Origin of the sequence: Streptomyces sp. NBC_00454 (genome assembly GCF_041434015.1) — a bacterium.
In the GTDB taxonomy this organism is placed as follows: Bacteria; Actinomycetota; Actinomycetes; order Streptomycetales; family Streptomycetaceae; genus Streptomyces.
Genome location: NZ_CP107907.1, coordinates 1,409,145 through 1,425,592, shown reverse-complemented (window position 1 = coordinate 1,425,592; position 16,448 = coordinate 1,409,145). Strand labels below are relative to the sequence as shown.

General features: G+C 73.4%; 13 protein-coding genes and 2 tRNA genes. 12 read left to right on the top strand and 3 right to left on the bottom strand.

What is annotated here, in order from left to right:
• Positions 1-37 precede the first annotated feature (37 nt).
• From OHU74_RS06625 to OHU74_RS06590, 8 genes are all read left to right on the top strand, one after another.
• Positions 38-1,108, top strand: a complete 1,071-nt coding sequence (locus tag OHU74_RS06625; RefSeq protein WP_371615030.1) for a methionine ABC transporter ATP-binding protein — start codon at positions 38-40, stop codon at positions 1,106-1,108.
• Positions 1,105-1,773 carry a methionine ABC transporter permease gene (locus tag OHU74_RS06620; RefSeq protein WP_371615029.1) on the top strand — a complete coding sequence of 223 codons (669 nt, stop codon included), beginning with the start codon at positions 1,105-1,107 and terminating at the stop codon, positions 1,771-1,773. Before OHU74_RS06625 ends, OHU74_RS06620 begins: the two co-directional genes overlap by 4 nt.
• A 103-nt stretch (positions 1,774-1,876) precedes the next feature.
• Entirely contained in the window at positions 1,877-2,740 is an 864-nt protein-coding gene (locus OHU74_RS06615; protein WP_371615028.1) for a MetQ/NlpA family ABC transporter substrate-binding protein, read from the top strand.
• Between the two features lie 213 nt (positions 2,741-2,953).
• Positions 2,954-3,709, top strand: a complete 756-nt coding sequence (locus tag OHU74_RS06610; RefSeq protein ID WP_371615027.1) for a GNAT family N-acetyltransferase — start codon at positions 2,954-2,956, stop codon at positions 3,707-3,709.
• 76 nt (positions 3,710-3,785) lie between these two features.
• On the top strand, positions 3,786-4,997 hold the full coding sequence (cbiE, locus tag OHU74_RS06605; RefSeq protein WP_371615026.1) for a precorrin-6y C5,15-methyltransferase (decarboxylating) subunit CbiE: 1,212 nt from the start codon (positions 3,786-3,788) through the stop codon (positions 4,995-4,997).
• A 271-nt stretch (positions 4,998-5,268) separates the two neighbouring features.
• The gene (gene cobT / locus OHU74_RS06600) at positions 5,269-8,499 is read left to right on the top strand and encodes a nicotinate-nucleotide--dimethylbenzimidazole phosphoribosyltransferase (RefSeq protein ID WP_371615025.1); all 3,231 of its coding nucleotides are present in this window, start codon (positions 5,269-5,271) and stop codon (positions 8,497-8,499) included.
• A 275-nt stretch (positions 8,500-8,774) separates the two neighbouring features.
• Positions 8,775-9,995: a uroporphyrinogen-III C-methyltransferase gene (cobA, locus tag OHU74_RS06595; RefSeq protein ID WP_371615024.1), complete on the top strand. Its 1,221-nt coding sequence runs from the start codon at positions 8,775-8,777 to the stop codon at positions 9,993-9,995.
• Between the two features lie 85 nt (positions 9,996-10,080).
• Positions 10,081-10,893: a TrmH family RNA methyltransferase gene (locus OHU74_RS06590; protein ID WP_371615023.1), complete on the top strand. Its 813-nt coding sequence runs from the start codon at positions 10,081-10,083 to the stop codon at positions 10,891-10,893.
• Positions 10,894-10,953: 60 nt separating this feature from the next.
• Here OHU74_RS06590 and OHU74_RS06585 read toward each other — a convergent pair whose 3' ends face one another.
• Entirely contained in the window at positions 10,954-12,177 is a 1,224-nt protein-coding gene (locus OHU74_RS06585) for a serine/threonine-protein kinase (protein WP_371615022.1), read from the bottom strand.
• A gap of 552 nt (positions 12,178-12,729) precedes the next feature.
• Here OHU74_RS06585 and OHU74_RS06580 point away from each other — a divergent pair.
• The 4 genes from OHU74_RS06580 to OHU74_RS06565 all read left to right on the top strand — a co-directional run bounded on the left by OHU74_RS06580 (position 12,730) and on the right by OHU74_RS06565 (position 16,157).
• Positions 12,730-12,915 carry a hypothetical protein gene (locus OHU74_RS06580; protein ID WP_330295472.1) on the top strand — a complete coding sequence of 62 codons (186 nt, stop codon included), beginning with the start codon at positions 12,730-12,732 and terminating at the stop codon, positions 12,913-12,915.
• 262 nt (positions 12,916-13,177) lie between these two features.
• Positions 13,178-13,540 (top strand): hypothetical protein, encoded by a 363-nt coding sequence (locus tag OHU74_RS06575; RefSeq protein WP_371615021.1) that lies wholly within the window; start codon positions 13,178-13,180, stop codon positions 13,538-13,540.
• Positions 13,541-15,327: 1,787 nt separating this feature from the next.
• Positions 15,328-15,738 carry an aminoglycoside phosphotransferase family protein gene (locus tag OHU74_RS06570; RefSeq protein ID WP_371615020.1) on the top strand — a complete coding sequence of 137 codons (411 nt, stop codon included), beginning with the start codon at positions 15,328-15,330 and terminating at the stop codon, positions 15,736-15,738.
• Between the two features lie 65 nt (positions 15,739-15,803).
• Positions 15,804-16,157 (top strand): zf-TFIIB domain-containing protein, encoded by a 354-nt coding sequence (locus OHU74_RS06565; RefSeq protein WP_371615019.1) that lies wholly within the window; start codon positions 15,804-15,806, stop codon positions 16,155-16,157.
• 90 nt (positions 16,158-16,247) lie between these two features.
• Here the strand turns inward: OHU74_RS06565 and OHU74_RS06560 are convergent.
• Together OHU74_RS06560 and OHU74_RS06555 are read right to left on the bottom strand one after the other, a co-directional pair.
• Positions 16,248-16,322, bottom strand: a tRNA-Val gene (locus tag OHU74_RS06560).
• A gap of 40 nt (positions 16,323-16,362) precedes the next feature.
• Positions 16,363-16,434 (bottom strand) — tRNA-Val (locus OHU74_RS06555).
• Positions 16,435-16,448 lie beyond the last annotated feature (14 nt).

Here is a 16,448-nt window from a genome sequence, read left to right as displayed (position 1 = left end):
CCCGCTGCGCCGTGCACTCGACAGCGACGGAAATCCTGTGATCACCACATCGGGCCTCACGAAGGTCTACCAGTCCCGTGGCCGCGAGGTCACCGCCCTGGACGGCGTCGACCTGCACGTCCGCGAAGGCGAGGTCTACGGAGTCATCGGCCAGAGCGGCGCCGGAAAGTCCTCCCTGATCCGCTGCGTGAACCTGCTCGAACGCCCCACCACCGGCACCGTGAGCGTGGACGGCGTCGACCTCACCGCGCTCGCGGGCCGGGGCCGCCGCGCCGGCAAGGAGCTCCGCGAGGCCCGCAGCCGCATCGGCATGGTCTTCCAGCACTTCAACCTGCTGTCCTCGCGCACCGTCCAGGGCAACATCGAACTGCCCCTGGAGATCCTGGGGATATCCGGCCGCGAACGGGCCCGCAAGGCCGCCGAACTCCTCGACCTCGTCGGCCTCGCCGACAAGGCCAAGTCCTACCCCGGCCAGCTCTCCGGCGGCCAGAAGCAGCGCGTCGGCATCGCCCGCGCCCTGGCCGGCGACCCCAAGGTGCTGCTCTCCGACGAGGCCACCAGCGCCCTGGACCCCGAGACCACCCGCCAGATCCTCCAGCTGCTGCGCGACCTCAACCGCCGGCTCGGTCTGACCGTGCTGCTCATCACGCACGAGATGGACGTGGTCAAGTCCGTCTGCGACTCCGCCGCCCTGATGAAGCAGGGCCGGATCGTCGAGTCCGGCACCGTCACCGAGCTGCTGGCCACCCCCGGATCCGAGCTCGCCCACGAACTGTTCCCGCTGACCGGTTCCGCGACCACCGCGGAGCACACGGTCGTCGACGTCACCTTCCACGGCGAGACCGCGACCCGGCCGGTCATCTCCCAGCTGGCCCGCACCTACAACATCGACATCTCGATCCTCGGCGCCGCGATGGACACCATCTCCGGACGCCAGGTCGGCCGCATGCGCATCGAACTGCCCGGCCGCTACGAGGACAACGTCGTGCCGGTCGGCTTCCTGCGCGAGCAGGGGCTCCAGGTGGACGTGGTCGAGGCCGACGCGGACACGGGTGTGCAGGACGTCGACGGCGAACTCGCCGAGCTGGTCAAGGATGGTGCGAAGTGACCTGGTCCGAAATGCAGCCGCTGCTCACGCAGGGCACGTTCGACACCCTCTACATGGTGCTGTGGTCCACCCTGGTGACCATCCTGGGCGGTCTGCCCATCGGCATCCTGCTGGTCCTCACCGACCGGGGCGGCCTGCTCCAGAACCGCCCGGTCAACAAGGTCCTCGGCGTGATCGTGAACATGGGCCGCTCGCTGCCCTTCATCATCCTCCTGATCTTCCTGATCCCGGTCACCACGGCGATCGTCGACACCTTCATCGGCCCCACCGCGATGATCGTCCCGCTCTCCATCGGCGCCATCCCCTTCTTCGCCCGGCTCGTCGAGACCGCGGTCCGCGAGGTGGACCACGGCCTCGTCGAAGCCGTCGAGTCCATGGGCGGAGGCATCCCGACCCTGGTCGGCAAGGTGCTCCTGCCGCAGGCCCTGCCCTCCCTGATCGCGGCCGTCACCACCACCGTGATCACCCTGATCGGCTACTCCGCCATGGCCGGCGCGGTCGGCGGCGAAGGCCTCGGCTCCAAGGCCATCACGTACGGCTTCCAGCGCTTCGAGACCGGCTTCATGGTCGCGACCGTCGTGGTCCTGGTCGTGCTCGTCACGGTGATCCAGCTCGCGGGCGACGGCGTGGTACGCCTCCTCGCGCGCCGGGGTCGGACAGCCTGATCCGGGCCCGGCCGGACAATCCAGAACTTTTCCCCCAAGAAAGCCCGCACTTGTCGTGCTTGGGCCACCACCCGCAATACAAGAAGCAAGAAAGGCACTCTTCGTGCGTAAGAACATCAAGCTCACCGCCCTCGCCGCCACCGCCGCCGCGCTGACCCTCTCCCTGAGCGCCTGCGGCAGCTCCTCGGACCCGTCCTCCACCAAGGCGGACGGCGGCAAGGTCGACGAGAGCAAGGCGCTGGTCATCGCGGCCTCCCCGACCCCGCACGCCGACATCCTGAAGTTCGTCAAGGACAACCTGGCGGCCAAGGAAGGCCTCAAGCTGGACGTGAAGGAGTTCACGGACTACGTCCTGCCGAACACCGCCACCCAGCAGGGCCAGGTCGACGCGAACTTCTTCCAGCACGTGCCGTACCTGAACGACTTCAACAAGAAGAACGGCACGGACATCGTGCCCGTCGTGAACGTGCACCTGGAGCCGCTGGGCCTGTACTCCAAGAAGGACAAGGCCCTCACCGACGTCAAGGCCGGCCAGACCATCGCCGTCCCCAACGACCCCACCAACGAGGGCCGCGCGCTCCAGCTGCTCGCCGCCAACAACCTCATCACCCTCAAGGAGGGTGTCGGCACCGCCGCCAAGCTGTCCGACATCACCGACAAGAAGGGCCTGCAGTTCAAGGAGCTGGAGGCCGCCACGGTCCCGCGCGCCCTGAACGACGTGGACGCCGCCGTCATCAACGGCAACTACGCCATCGAGGCCAAGCTCGTCCCGGCCAAGGACGCGCTCGTGCTGGAGAAGGCCGAGGGCAACCCGTACGCCAACATCCTCGCGGTCAAGAACGGCAACCAGAACGACCCCCGGATCCAGAAGCTCGCGAAGCTCCTGAACTCCGACGAGGTCAAGAAGTTCATCGAGGAGAAGTACCAGGGCTCGGTCATCCCGGCCTTCGGCAAGCCGGCTTCTTGATCCACTAGTTCGACCGGCCCGATCCGGCCAAGCTGTCCGGCCCCGTACACCCCTTCGGTGTACGGGGCCGCACGCTGCCCGCTTCCGGGCAACCCGGGCCTGCACATCACCAGGCCGATGCTGCATGCTGTGGCCTACGACCCGCACAAACGGTCCAGCACCACGGTCGAAACGCATCACGGTCGCACCAAGGTCACAGGCATGGAGCTGCGCATGACTACCACCTTCCCGGACGTCACCATCAGCACGGACCGGCTGGTGCTGCGCCCCTTCGAGGAAGAAGACGTCACCGCGCTCACCGAGATGATGAACGACGAGCACGTCACTGCCTGGACCTCGGTCCCGCACCCCTACACCCGGGCCGACGCACTCACCTGGGCCACCCGCACCGCCCACGCCGAGCGCACCGAGGGCCGCGGCATCGTCTTCGCCGTCACCGAGTTCCTCACCCACCGCCTGGTCGGCATCGTCCACCTCCAGGGCACCAACTGGCGCACCCGAACCACCGAAGTCGGCTACGTCACCGCCCCCTGGGCCCGCGGCGAGGGCTACGCCAGCGAATCCGTGCGCTCCGTCGCCCGCTGGGTCTTCCGCGAACAGGGCTTCGAACGCATCGAACTGCGCACCGCCGCCGACAACACCGCCTCCCAGCAGGTGGCCCAGAAGATCGGGTGCATCAGCGAGGGCGTCCTGCGCAGCGCCTGCATAGTGCGCACCCAGAACCCCGACGGCTCCTGGTCCGACGCCCGCAGCGACCTCATCGTCTGGGGCCTGGTTCCCGAGGACCTCGACGACGAGGCCGACGGCTACTCCGAGGGCTACGCCGACGAGTACTCCGAAAACCAGCCCGGCAGCCACTCCGGCAGCCACTCCGGCGGTTACCCGGACGGCGGATCCGGCCGGTACGACGGCTACGGGATCCACGCGTCCGACGCGAACGGCTACGCGGTCTCGTCGGACTGGAACTGACCCGATGACCAGGTAGTCTCACCGTGCCCGCCCCCATGGAAGCTCCGCCCGCCCCCACCCCAGGAGACTGACGAAGATGGCCGACCGGGTCACGGTGATCGGCTGGGACGGCTCCCCCCTGACCGCGGCCGCCCGGTCCGCGCTCTCCGCGGCCACCCTGGTGGCCGGCGCCGCCCACCACCTCGCGCTCCCCGAAGTCCCGCCCACCGCCGAACGCATCCGCCTCGGCAGCCCGGGCCTCGCCGCCGGCCGGATCGCCGCCCACCGCGGCACCGCCGTGGTCCTCGCCGACGGCGACCCCGGCTTCTTCGGTGTCGTACGCGCCCTGCGCGCCCCGGAACACGGCCTGGAAGTCGAAGTCGTACCGGCCGTGTCCGCGGTGGCCGCCGCCTTCGCCCGCGCCGGAATGCCCTGGGACGACGCCCAGGTCGTCGTCGCCCACCGGCTCACCCTGCGCCGCGCGGTCAACGTCTGCCGCGCCCACCCCAAGGTCGCGGTCATCACCTCGCCCGGCGCCGGCCCCGCCGAACTCGCCCTGCTGCTCGAAGGGGTCCACCGCACCTTCGTCATCTGCGAGGAACTGGGCACCGACAAGGAGCAGGTGACGGTCCTCACCTCCGACAAGGCCGCCGACCACAGCTGGCGCGACCCCAACGTGGTCATCGTCATCGGCGGCCAGAGCGCCGCCACCGACCCCGCCTGGCTCCTCGGCCAGAGTGCGGCCCAGACCTCCGGCCGCGGCTGGGCCCGGCCGCAGATCGACGTGGGAGAAGGGGAGTCGGCGCAACTGCGCGCCGCCCAGCTCGCCCGCCTCGGACCGCGCACCGGCGACCTCGTCTGGGACATCGGCTCCGGCTCCGGAGCCCTCGCCGTGGACGCCGCCGCCCTCGGCGCCGCCGTCATCGCCGTCGACGCGGACCGGCACGCCTGCGAACGCGCCGCCACCGCCGCCCGCGCCCGGGGCGTACAGCTCCAGGTCGTCACCGGCCGCGCCCCGCACGTACTGGAGACCCTGCCCGAGCCCGACGTGGTCCGAGTCGGCGGCGGGGGAGCCGAGGTGGTCGCCGCCGTCGCCGACCGCCGCCCCGAACGGATCGTCACCCACGCCTCCACGCGCGACGAGGCGGAGGCCATCGGCCGGGTCCTCGCCGCCGGCGGGTACGCCGTCGAGTGCGCGCTGCTCCAGTCCGTCGGCCTCGACACCCGGGACTGGACCGAACAGCAGCGCTCCGTGGTCTTCCTCCTGGCCGCCGAACGCCCCGTCAAACCTGTCCGGCCACCCCACTAAGCGGGCTCGGGGTAGGCTGGCCGATCGTCGCACCGCCCGGACGATTCGGGCATGCGGGACCGGCAGGACGCGGGACGTGGCGTAGTCCACAGAGGACCGTGGCGGTTATGGCCGCCATGATGGCGAACGAGCAGGACAATACTTACTGGTTGTCGTGCAGGCGTACGTGAGGCGAATCCGCCCCACGGCAATCCGGCACGGCATCAGCGCTCGGCGGGCTCGTGGCCGACCGGGCGGTAGAAGAGGCAACACCGATGGGCGAGGGGTACGCATGACTGACACCGGCCAGGTTCCGGGCGAGGGTCTCCCGGACAACACGGGCATGGTGGGTCAGCCGGGCATCCCCGCCCCGGTTCCCATGCAGTCCCCCGCGACCGGGGGCTACGCCTTCCAGGACCTCGTGGACGACCCGGCCGAGCCGGAGGACGAGGAACTGCTGCTGATGCCGAGCAGCCAGGGCGCGTGGAGCGACCCGCAGGTCGTCCCGCAGATGCCCGCCTTCCCGGAGCCCCCGGCGTACGCGGACGCCCCGTACACCGAGTACGCCGAGCAGGCCGTCTACGCCGAGCCCGCCGCGTACGCCGAGTACCAGCAGCCGGCCGCCCCGGTCGCCTACGAGCCCTACCCGCAGCCCGGCTTCCCCGAGCAGTCCTTTGCCGACCCGGCCTCCTACGGCGCGGGTGCGCACGAGGCCGGCGGCCGGGACTCCGGCGCACTGGACCTCGGCGGCCTCGTGGCCCCGCAGGACCAGGGCCAGGCCGCGGCGGCCCCCGTCGCGCCCGCCCCCGTCCGGCGGCCGCTGCACATGGGTCCGCCCGTGCCCGAGGCCACCGGGGGAGTCGTACGTTCCCTCGCGGACCGGGGTCCGGCCGCGGCGCCGGCTCCGGCCCAGGCGCAGGTCCCGGCTCCGGCCCCGGCCTCCGTGCAGATCCCGGCTCCGCTGGCCCCCGTGGCCCCGGTGCCGGCTCCCGAGCCCGTGGGCTCCCTGCTGAACACCCCCGCGGTGCCGGTTCCGGTCCGCCAGCCCGGTCCGCCGACCACGGGACCCGAGTACCTGGACATCCCGCACCCGGAGGCCGTCGCTCCCGGCGCCCCGCAGCCGGCCGAGATCCCGGTCCAGGCCGGGACCCCGTGGACGGTGGAGCAGGCTCCCGAGTCCGTGGCAGAGGTTCCGGCTGCGGTTCCGGCGGAGGTCGCAGCGGCGGTCGCCGCCGTGGCCGAGCCGGCCCCCGTTGCCGTCCCCGTCTCCGACCTTGCCCCTGTGGCCGCGCCCGTGGCCGTCGCCGTCGCGGAGCCCGAGCCCGTCGTCGCGGTGGAGCCCGCTCCCGAGCCCGTGGCGGCTCCCGAGCCCGAGCCGGTCGTGGCCGAAGCGGTGGCCGTGACCGATGTCGTCGCCGAGGCCGAGCCGCCGGCCGAAGCGGAGCCGCAGCAGGAGGCGCAGCCCGTCCCGGCCGCCGAGCCCGAGCCGGTCGTCGTGGCGCAGCCGGAGCCCGTGGTCGCCGAGGCCGTGGCCGATGGAGCGGCCGAGGCGGCCGAGGTCGAGCCGGTCGCCGTCGTGGAGCCCGAGCCGCAGGCTGCGGAAGCGGTGGTCCAGGCCGCCGAGGCGGAGCCCGTCGCCGCCCCCGAGCCCGCGCTGGAAGACGTACCGGCGCAGCCCGAGGCGCAGCCGGAGTCCGAGCCCGCGGCCGCGGCGGACGACGCGGCCGTGCCGGTGGCGCAGACCGCGCCCGCGGACGAGCAGGAGCCCGACCCGGAGGCCCCGGCGGCCACCGAGCCGGCCCCGGCGTACGCCGACGCCGAGCGCGAGGCCGTCCTGCGCGTCATGCGCGAGCGCCGCGACATCCGCAAGGGCTTCCGCACCGACCCCATCCCGCACGAGGTGCTGCTGCGCGTCCTGGAGGCGGCCCACACCGCCCCCAGCGTCGGGCACTCCCAGCCGTGGGACTTCGTCGTCATCAAGTCCGCCGAAACCCGCCGGACGATGCACGAGCTCGCCGAACACCAGCGCGAGGCCTACGCGAAGTCGCTGCCCAAGGGCCGTGCGAAGCAGTTCAAGGAACTCAAGATCGAGGCCATCCTCGACACCCCGGTGAACATCGTGGTCACCGCCGACCCCACCCGCGGCGGCCGCCACACCCTCGGCCGGCACACCCAGCCGCAGATGGCCCCGTACTCCTCGGCCCTCGCCGTCGAGAACCTCTGGCTCGCCGCGCGCGCCGAAGGCCTCGGCGTCGGCTGGGTCAGCTTCTTCGACGAGCGCGAGATGGTCCGCGCGCTCGGTCTGCCGGAGCACCTGGAGGTCGTGGCCTACCTGTGCGTCGGCTACGTGGACGAGTTCCCCGACGAGCCCGAGCTCGCCCAGGCCGGCTGGTCCCAGCGGCGGCCGCTGGCGTGGGTCGTGCACGAGGAGACGTACGGGCGCCGCGCGCTGCCCGGCGAGGAGCCGCACGACCTGCTCTCCGAGACGGTCGCCAGCATCCGTCCGCTCGACGCCAAGGCGCTCGGCGAGGCCTGGGAGCGGCAGAAGCGCATGACCAAGCCCGCCGGGGCGCTCGGCATGCTCGAAATCATCTCGGCGCAGCTGGCCGGACTCTCCCGGGTCTGCCCGCCGCCGATCCCGGAGCCGGCCGCGGTCGCCATCTTCGCCGGCGACCACGGTGTGCACGCCCAGGGCGTCACCCCGTGGCCCCAGGAGGTCACCATGCAGATGGTGGCCAACTTCCTGGGCGGCGGGGCCGTCTGCAACGCCTTCGCCAACCAGGTCGGCGCCGAGGTCTGCGTGATCGACGTGGGCGTCGCGGGCGACCTCCCGGCCACGCCGGGCCTGCTCCCGCGCAAGGTCCGCCCCGGCACGGCCGACCTGTCCACCGGCCCCGCGATGACCCGCGAAGAGGCCGTCGCCGCCATCGAGGTGGGCATCGAGACGGCCCGCGACCTGGTCGCGGCGGGCAACAAGGCCCTCCTGACCGGTGAGATGGGCATCGCGAACACCACGGTGTCCGCCGCCCTGATCTCGGTCTTCACCGGGGTCGACCCGGCGGAGGTCACCGGCCGCGGCACCGGCATCAACGACGAGACCCACGCCCGCAAGGTCGAGGTCGTCCGCCGCGCCCTGGAGCTCCACCAGCCCGACCCGGCGGACCCCATCGGCGTCCTGGCCGCGATCGGCGGTCTGGAGCACGCGGCGATCGTCGGCCTCCTCCTCGGCGGCGCCTCCCTGCGCACCCCCGTGATCCTGGACGGCGTCAGCGCCGGCGCGGCCGCCCTGGTGGCCCGCGCCATCGCCCCCGAGTCCCTCTCCGCCTGCATCGCCGGCCACCGCAGCGCGGAGCCGGGCCACGTCGCGGCGCTGAACAAGCTCGGCCTGCGCCCGCTGGTCGACCTGGACCTGCGCCTGGGCGAGGGCACCGGCGCCCTCCTGGCCCTCCCGCTGGTCCAGAGCGCGGCCCGCGCGATGCACGAGGTCGCCACCTTCGACTCGGCCGGAGTCACGGAGAAGTAGCCCCTGCCGGCGGGGCTGGATATGCCGCTGCGCGGCATTCCAGCCCGCCCGGCGGTTGAGGGCAGGGCGCGCAGCGCACGTAGGGGGTCTGGGGCGAAGCCCCAGTTTCGGGAAGGGGCGGGGTGGGGAAGCCGCCCGCAGGGCCCGCCCCGCGCCCCCGCACGGCCCGCGCCGTATGGTGGACCCGCACCACATAACCGCACGTCAGTACCCGCCGCTCCAGCGCCGCAGCGGCACACAAGAGAACCGCCGCTGCCCCAGGAGCCGCAACCGCCATGGCCGACACCCCCGCCTACCCCGTCGGACTCCGCCTCAAGGGCCGCCGCGTCGTCGTCATCGGCGGCGGCCAGGTCGCCCAGCGCCGCCTCCCCGCGCTCATCGCGGCCGGCGCCGACGTCCTGCTCGTCTCCCCCTCCGCCACCCCCTCCGTGGACGCCATGGCGGAGACCGGCGAGATCCGCTGGGAGCGCCGCCGCTACGAGGTCGGCGACCTGGCCGGCGCCTGGTACGCCCTCATCGCCACCCGGGACCGCGCGGCCAACGACGCCGCCTCCGCCGAAGCCGAGCGCGAGCGGGTCTGGTGCGTCCGCGCCGACGACGCCGAGGCCGCCACCGCCTGGACCCCGGCCACCGGCCGCGTGGAGGGCGTCACCGTCGCCGTGCTGACCGGCAACGACCCCCGCCGCTCCGCCTCCGTCCGCGACGCCATCGTCGAGGGCCTGCGCGACGGCACCCTCGCCGCCCGCGGCCACCGCCACCACACCCCCGGCGTCTCCCTCGTCGGCGGCGGACCCGGCGACCCCGACCTGATCACGGTCCGCGGCCGCCGCCTCCTCGCCGAGGCCGACGTGGTCATCGCCGACCGGCTGGGCCCCCGTGACCTCCTCGACGAGCTCGGGCCGCACGTGGAGGTCATCGACGCCGCGAAGATCCCGTACGGCCGTTTCATGGCCCAGGAGGCCATCAACAACGCCCTCATCGAGCACGCCAAGGCCGGCAAGGCCGTGGTCCGGCTCAAGGGCGGCGACCCGTACGTCTTCGGGCGCGGCATGGAGGAGCTCCAGGCCCTCGCCGAGGCCGGTATCGCCTGCACCGTCGTCCCGGGCATCTCCAGCTCCATCTCCGTGCCCGGCGCGGCCGGCATCCCGGTCACGCACCGCGGCGTGGCGCACGAGTTCACCGTGGTCAGCGGCCACGTCGGCCCCGACGACCCGCGCTCCCTCGTGGACTGGGCCTCCCTCGCCAAGCTCACCGGCACCCTGGTCGTCCTCATGGGCGTGGACAAGATCGGCCTGATCGCCGAGGCACTGGTGCGCCACGGCCGCCCCGCCGACACCGCGGTCGCCGTCATCCAGGAGGGCACCACCGCCTCCCAGCGCCGCGTGGACGCCACCTTGGCCACGGTCGGCGAGACCGTCAGGGCCCAGGAGGTGCGTCCGCCCGCCGTCATCGTCATCGGCGACGTGGTCAAGGTGCACCGGCCCGCCGCCGAGTAGGGCCGTACGCCCGCCGCCCCGGGCGGCAACCGCACAACCGAGCAGAGCCGTTGGCACCGCACCCAGGACAAGGCAGTATCACCCTGTGGCTGATCTCATCACCGTCGAGGACCCCGACGACCCGCGCCTGCGCGACTACACGGGCCTGACCGACGTAGAACTCCGGCGCAGGCGCGAGCCCGCGGAAGGTCTCTTCATCGCAGAGGGCGAGAAGGTGATCAGACGCGCCAAGGACGCCGGCTACGAGATGCGCTCGATGCTGCTCTCCGCCAAGTGGGTCGACGTCATGCGCGACGTCATCGACGAGCTCCCGGCCCCGGTCTACGCCGTCAGCCCGGAGCTCGCCGAACGCGTCACCGGCTACCACGTGCACCGCGGCGCCCTCGCCTCGATGCAGCGCAAGCCGCTGCCCACGGCCGAGGAACTGCTGGCCACCACCCGGCGCGTGGTCATCATGGAGGCGGTGAACGACCACACCAACATCGGCGCCATCTTCCGCAGCGCCGCCGCCCTCGGCATGGACGCGGTGCTGCTCTCGCCCGACTGTGCGGACCCGCTCTACCGGCGCTCGGTCAAGGTCTCCATGGGCGCGGTGTTCTCCGTGCCCTACGCCCGCCTGGAGGCCTGGCCCAAGAGCCTGGACTCGGTCCGCGAGGCCGGCTTCAAGCTCCTGGCGCTCACCCCGCACCAGAAGGCCTCGCCGATCGACGAGGCCGCCCCGCAGAACCTGGAACGGGTCGCGCTGATGCTGGGCGCGGAGGGGGACGGGCTCTCGACGCAGGCCCTGGTCGCCGCCGACGAATGGGTACGGATCCCGATGGCGCACGGGGTGGACTCGCTGAACGTGGGTGCGGCCGCGGCCGTCGCCTTCTACGCGGTGGCCAGCGGCCGCCCGTAGCCAGTCCTGGGCCGTCCCTTCCGGACCCCGCAAGGTCCGGAAGAGACGGCCTGGAGCCGACTAGAGCTTCTGGGCGGCCGCGATGCCCAGCGCGACGATCAGCGTCACCACGACGAAGACGATCAGGCGCTGGCGCATCAGCTTCGGGTCCGGCCGCGAAGGCCGCCGCCCCGTGCCCGTCGTACGGGGAGCCGGGCGGCCGCCCGTGCGCCCGGCGGTGGAGCCGGGGCCCCGCGAGCCGGTGCCCCGCGCCGACGAGGGCCGCGAGTGCGGTCCGCTCTGCGGTCCCTGCCCGCCCTGGCCGCCGCCCTGTCCCTGGGACGGTCCCGGCCCCTGGGGCTGCGGCGTGGGGTTGCCGCCGGTACGGAGCTCCGCGCGCTGGTCGGCGTACCCCTCGGCGAGGCGCCCCGTCGGCCGCTCGGTGCGGGCCCGCTGCGCCGGCGGACGGCTCTCGCCCAGCCCGTGCGCCTCGCGGGCCGCGATCTCCTTGAGCCGCATGGACAGCTGGAGCGTGGTCGGCCGGTCCTCGGGGTCCTTGGCCAGGCAGGCCCGTACGAGGGGCGCGAGGGCGTCCGGGACACCCTGGAGGTGCGGTTCCTCGTGCACCACGCGGTAGAGCATGACCTCGGAACTGCCGTGCCCGAAGGGGGAGTCGGCGGTGGCCGCGTAGGCGAGGGTGGCGCCGAGCGAGAAGACGTCCGTGGCCGGGGTGACCGCGGCTCCGCGCACCTGCTCGGGCGCCAGGAACCCGGGGGAGCCGACGGCCGTTCCCACGTGGGTGAGGGTGCTCGCGCCGGTGGCCCAGGCGATCCCGAAGTCGATGATGCGCGGGCCCTTGGGGGACAGAAGAATGTTCGAGGGCTTGAGGTCGCGGTGGACGACCCCCGCCTCGTGCACGGCGACCAGGCCTTCGGAGAGCGCTGCGCCGATGGAGGCGATCTGCGAGGCCGTCAGCGGGCCTTCCTCGGCCACCTTGTCGTGCAGGGAGGGCCCGGGCACGTACTGGGTGGCGAACCAGGGGCGCTCGGCCTCCAGGTCCGCGGCGACCAGGCGCGCGGTGCATCCGCCGCGGATCCGCCGGGCGGCGGACACCTCGCGGGCGAAGCGGGAGCGGAACTCCTGGTCCTCGGCCAGATCGGGCCGGATCACCTTGAGTGCGACGCGCTGTCCGCGCCGGTCGGAGCCCAGGTAGACGACGCCCATGCCGCCGGCGCCGAGGCGTCGGTGCAGCCTGAACGAGCCGACGACACGCGGGTCCTCGCGCCGGAGCCGCATCATCGCCATGTCCACCCCGCTGACCGGTCGTCCTGTTGACGTGCCACAGCTTACGGACCATCCGGCATGCGCGCTCAGAGGCCGCGCCCTCGCCGGGGGATTCGATAGTCAGTACGGGGCAGTCCACTTGAGGGATCCCGGGGCCACCGGTCGGACGCATGTGCGGAGCGGGGTCCCGCGGTCAAACGGTGCACGGGCCAAGGGATTTGGGGTGACGGGCGGGGTAATCGCCGGGTACGGGACGGGGTGCGGGCCGGACTCGGCCGGGTGATCTTGGGAGTGCCTGGTCGGAGGCGGGGTGTGTGCGGGGAGTGACGGAAGTGAGCGAAGTCACTACCCTCTGGTCATCCCCTCCGGGAAGACCCCCAGGGCCGGGGGCCGACCTCCACCCAGGGGAGTACGCCGGAGGGGGGCTCGTCATCCTCTCGGAGGCCGGTCAATGGGTACGAGGGCATGAGGCCAGAGGCCTTCTCCGCGCCTAGTGTTGAAGACAAGCGGCGGGTGGAGCACTCGTCCCCCGAGGTCACAAGCCCGCCGCTGCCAATCGACAGGGAGAGGACCATGGCGGACATCGCACGGCAGGGACGCAAGGCATTCGCGTTCAACGGCCATGAGTCCGGCCGTCGCCACCCACTGGTGGCCGCGGCCATGGTGCTCCCCCTGGCCGCCCTCCTGCTCTTCCTCTTCGGAGGCTTCGACCAGGTGGTGGCGCAGGCGTCGTCCGTAAGCGTGATGCTGGGGCGCTGAGCGGCGCCCCGGGCCCAGGAGAGCGGCCTGGGCCGGGACTGTCACCGGCCGAACCCCGTGGGGACGGGGGAGCGGCCAACGGACGGCAGGTGAAGGGTGTTGCCCGTACGACTGGGGAGTCGGACGGGCAGCACCCTTTTTCATGCCCCCGAGCCGATGCCGGCGGTCCCCCGGCCCCGCCCCTTCGATGTCAGCGGCGCTGCGTACCCTCGTGCGGAGGGGCATCCGCCGGGGTGCGGTGCCGGGGGACACGGGAGTCGTGATGGAGCTGGAGCTGGAGCTGGAGCAGGCGGGCCGGCCGGAGGGCAGCGTCTGGCAGCTCGTGCGCCAAGGGGAGCCGCTCGGCGCGGTCGTCGTGGAATCGGCCGATTTCCCATGGCTCCACGGCCGCTTCGCGCCGGAAGCCGGCTTCGAGCGGGTCCGTTCCTGGTTCGAAGCCGTCCAGACGCTGATGGCCGAGGAGACCGACGAAGACCTCTCCGGTGACCTCTCCGACGACCTCTTCGGCGAGGCGTACGCCCCGATCGCCGAGGAGTTGACCCTCCTCACCCCAGCCGGGCTCCCGACATCGGACTTCCTGCTGCACATCGACGGTACCGAGGCGTGGTTCCGCTGGAGCGAGTGAGCGCGGCCGCGCTGGCGGCGCACGCGGGGGCCGCGCAGTACCAGGTCCTCGCGGACCGGGACGACGGCACCGTCGTCCGCTGCGGGGAGGTCGTGGTCAAGGCACACGCGGGGGACGGCGATCCCGGAGCGCTGGGGGTACGGATCCGGATCGCGGGGGACCCGGCGCTGGCCGGGGTCCTGCTGCCGCCGCTGCGGACCGGGCTGGGCCAGGTCGATGGACGACCCGTCTCCCTGTGGCCCTACGGGGCTCCGGTCGACCCGGATCGCCCGGAGGACGCCCCCTGGGAGGCGGCCGCCGAACTCCTGGCCGCCCTGCACCGAACCTCCCTCCACCCCCTCCCGACCCCGGTCCCCCCGATGCGAGGCCCCGCCAAACTGGCCCGAGCCCTCCACAGACTCGCCACGGCCTACCCGGACTTGGCCGCGGCCCCGGCCCCGGCCCCGACCACAGTCCCGGCCCCGGCCCCGGCCCCGACCACAGTCCCGGGCCCGGCCACGGCCACGGCCACGGCCACGGGCCCAGCCCCGGTCTCGGGCCCGGTCGGGGCCCCCGACTCAGGCCCGGCCGCGGACCCGGCCGCAGTCTCGGCCCTGGCCGCGGGTGTGGCCACGTGCGCAGCCACGGGCCCGGCCGCAGGTCCGGCCTCGGGCGTGGCTCCGACCGTGGCTGCGGCCAAGGCCCCGACTGCGGACACAAGCACGGCCGCGGCCACAGCCGAGGCCACGGGTGTGTCCAGGTGCGCAGCCACGGGCCCGGGCGCAGGTCCGGCCTCGCTCGTGGCTCCGACCGCGGCCATTTGTGCAGCTGCGGCCAAGGCCCCGACTGCGGACGCGAGCACGGCCGTTGCCACAGCCGAGGCCACCGCCACGCGCCCGGCCACGCGCCCGGCCGCGGGCGCAGGCCCGACTGCAGTCACGGGCCCGGCCATGGGCGCAGGTCCGGCCTCGGGGCTGGGCACAGCCCCGACTGCGGACGCAGGCGCAGGCGCGGCCACGGGCGCAGCCGCGGGCGCAGGCCCGACTGCAGTCACGGGCCCGGCCATGGGCGCAGGTCCGGCCTCGGGGCTGGCCGCAGCCCCGACTGCGGACGCAGGCGCAGGCGCGGCCACGGGCCCGGCCACGGGCGCAGCCGCGGGCCCGACTGCAGTCACGGGCCCCGTCACGGGCACAGGCCCGCTGACGTGCAGAGGCCCGGCCTCGGCCATGGGCGCAGGTCCGGCCTCTGGCCTGGCCACGGCTCCGACCGCCGCCATTGGCGCAGCCGCAGCCGCAGCCGTGGCCCCGACTGCCGCCGCGGCCACGGCCACGGAACCGGCTGCGGCCCCCGACTCAGGCCCGACCGCGGACCCGGCCATGACCGCGGGCCGGGCCACGACGGCTGGCCCGACCGCATGCACGGGTGCGGTCATGGCTGCAGGCTCGGCCTCTGGCCTGGCCACTGGCCTTGGCGCAGCCACTGGCGGGGCCCCAACTGCGGCCCCAACGGCGGCCCCAGGTACGGACGCGGCCAGAGCCAAGGTCACGGCCACCGGCGTAGCCGCAGCCGTGGCCCCCACTGCCGCCGCGGCCACGGGCACGGCCACAGCCGCGGACCCGACTGCGGCCGCGGACCCGGATCCGGCCACCGGTCAGGCCGCGGCCCCCGGGGCTCCAGGAGCCGGGGGCTTGGCGGGTTCGGGCGGGGCCCGGGATCGGGATGTCGTGCGGCTTGTGCGGTCCGTGTGGGCTGCCGCGCGGACGTTGCCCGGTTGGGCCCGGGGGGAGGGGGCGCAGCCGGGGGGTGGGGTGCTGTGTCACGGGGACCTGCACCTGGGGCAGTTGGTTCGGATCGGCGGTCCGGCGGGGTGGCAGTGGAGGCTCATCGACGTCGACGACCTCGGACTCGGTGCCCCGGCCTGGGATCTCGCCCGGCCGGCGGCCTGGTACGCCGCCGGGCTGCTCGATCCGCCGACCTGGCTGCGCTTTCTCGACGCCTACCGCGCCGCGGGCGGCCCCGCCGCCGGTCCGCCCGGCAGCGACCCCTGGCCGGAACTCGATGTCGCCGCCCGGGCGCTCACCGTGCAGACGGCCGCACTGGCCCTGGCCAAGGCGGCCCGGGAGGAGCGCCGACTGGACGACGTGGAGCGACTGATGGTGGATGCCTGTGCCCGAATTGCGGCTCTCCCGGCCGACTTGGAGGCAATGGCTCCGTCGTAGGGTGAGGTTCACGCCACCGGGTACGCATCCGGTGTCGACCCAGACGGCGAGGAGTTGATCCGCTCATGCAGTGTCCGAAGTGCCACGCGATGATGCACACGTACAACCGCAACGGTGTCCAGATAGAGCAGTGCAGCGGCTGTCGCGGCATCTTCCTCGACTACGGCGAGCTCGAAGCACTGACCCGCCTGGAGTCCCAGTACACGGCCCAGTACGGCCAGGTCCCGCCGCCCGCCGCGCCGCCGGCCCCGGCGCCGTACCCGGCCCAGCACGCCCCGGCGCCCGCCTGGGGAGCCCCGCAGCAGGGCGGCTACGGCCACGGCCAGGGACACGGTCACGGCCACGGACACGGTCACGGCCACGGCCACGGTCACGGCCACCACAAGGGCGGCTTCGGCCGGATGCTCTTCTCCTCCTGACGGCTTCCGGGGCCCCACCCCGCCCGTCACCCCGTGCAGACCGCACACGCGAAAGCCCCGGCCGTCGTAACGGCCGGGGCTTCCGGATGCTGGTGCGCGATACTGGGATTGAACCAGTGACCTCTTCCGTGTCAGGGAAGCGCTCTCCCGCTGAGCTAATCGCGCGGGACCACGGTCTGAAACCGCAGGTGGTACGTGTACTGCGTGCGCGATACTGGGATTGAACCAGTGACCTCTTCCGTGTCAGGGAAGCGCTCTCCCGCTGAGCTAATCGCGCGGGGATCCTTGCGG

Bases quoted from the DNA above. Each gene is read 5' to 3' on its own strand.
- cobT (WP_371615025.1), top strand. From the start codon at position 5,269: ATGACTGACACCGGCCAGGTTCCGGGCGAGGGTCTCCCGGACAACACG.
- cobA (WP_371615024.1), top strand. From the start codon at position 8,775: ATGGCCGACACCCCCGCCTACCCCGTCGGACTCCGCCTCAAGGGCCGC.
- OHU74_RS06610 (WP_371615027.1), top strand. From the start codon at position 2,954: ATGACTACCACCTTCCCGGACGTCACCATCAGCACGGACCGGCTGGTG.
- OHU74_RS06585 (WP_371615022.1), bottom strand. From the start codon at position 12,177: ATGGCGATGATGCGGCTCCGGCGCGAGGACCCGCGTGTCGTCGGCTCG.
- OHU74_RS06575 (WP_371615021.1), top strand. From the start codon at position 13,178: ATGGAGCTGGAGCTGGAGCTGGAGCAGGCGGGCCGGCCGGAGGGCAGC.
- OHU74_RS06580 (WP_330295472.1), top strand. From the start codon at position 12,730: ATGGCGGACATCGCACGGCAGGGACGCAAGGCATTCGCGTTCAACGGC.
- OHU74_RS06565 (WP_371615019.1), top strand. From the start codon at position 15,804: ATGCAGTGTCCGAAGTGCCACGCGATGATGCACACGTACAACCGCAAC.
- cbiE (WP_371615026.1), top strand. From the start codon at position 3,786: ATGGCCGACCGGGTCACGGTGATCGGCTGGGACGGCTCCCCCCTGACC.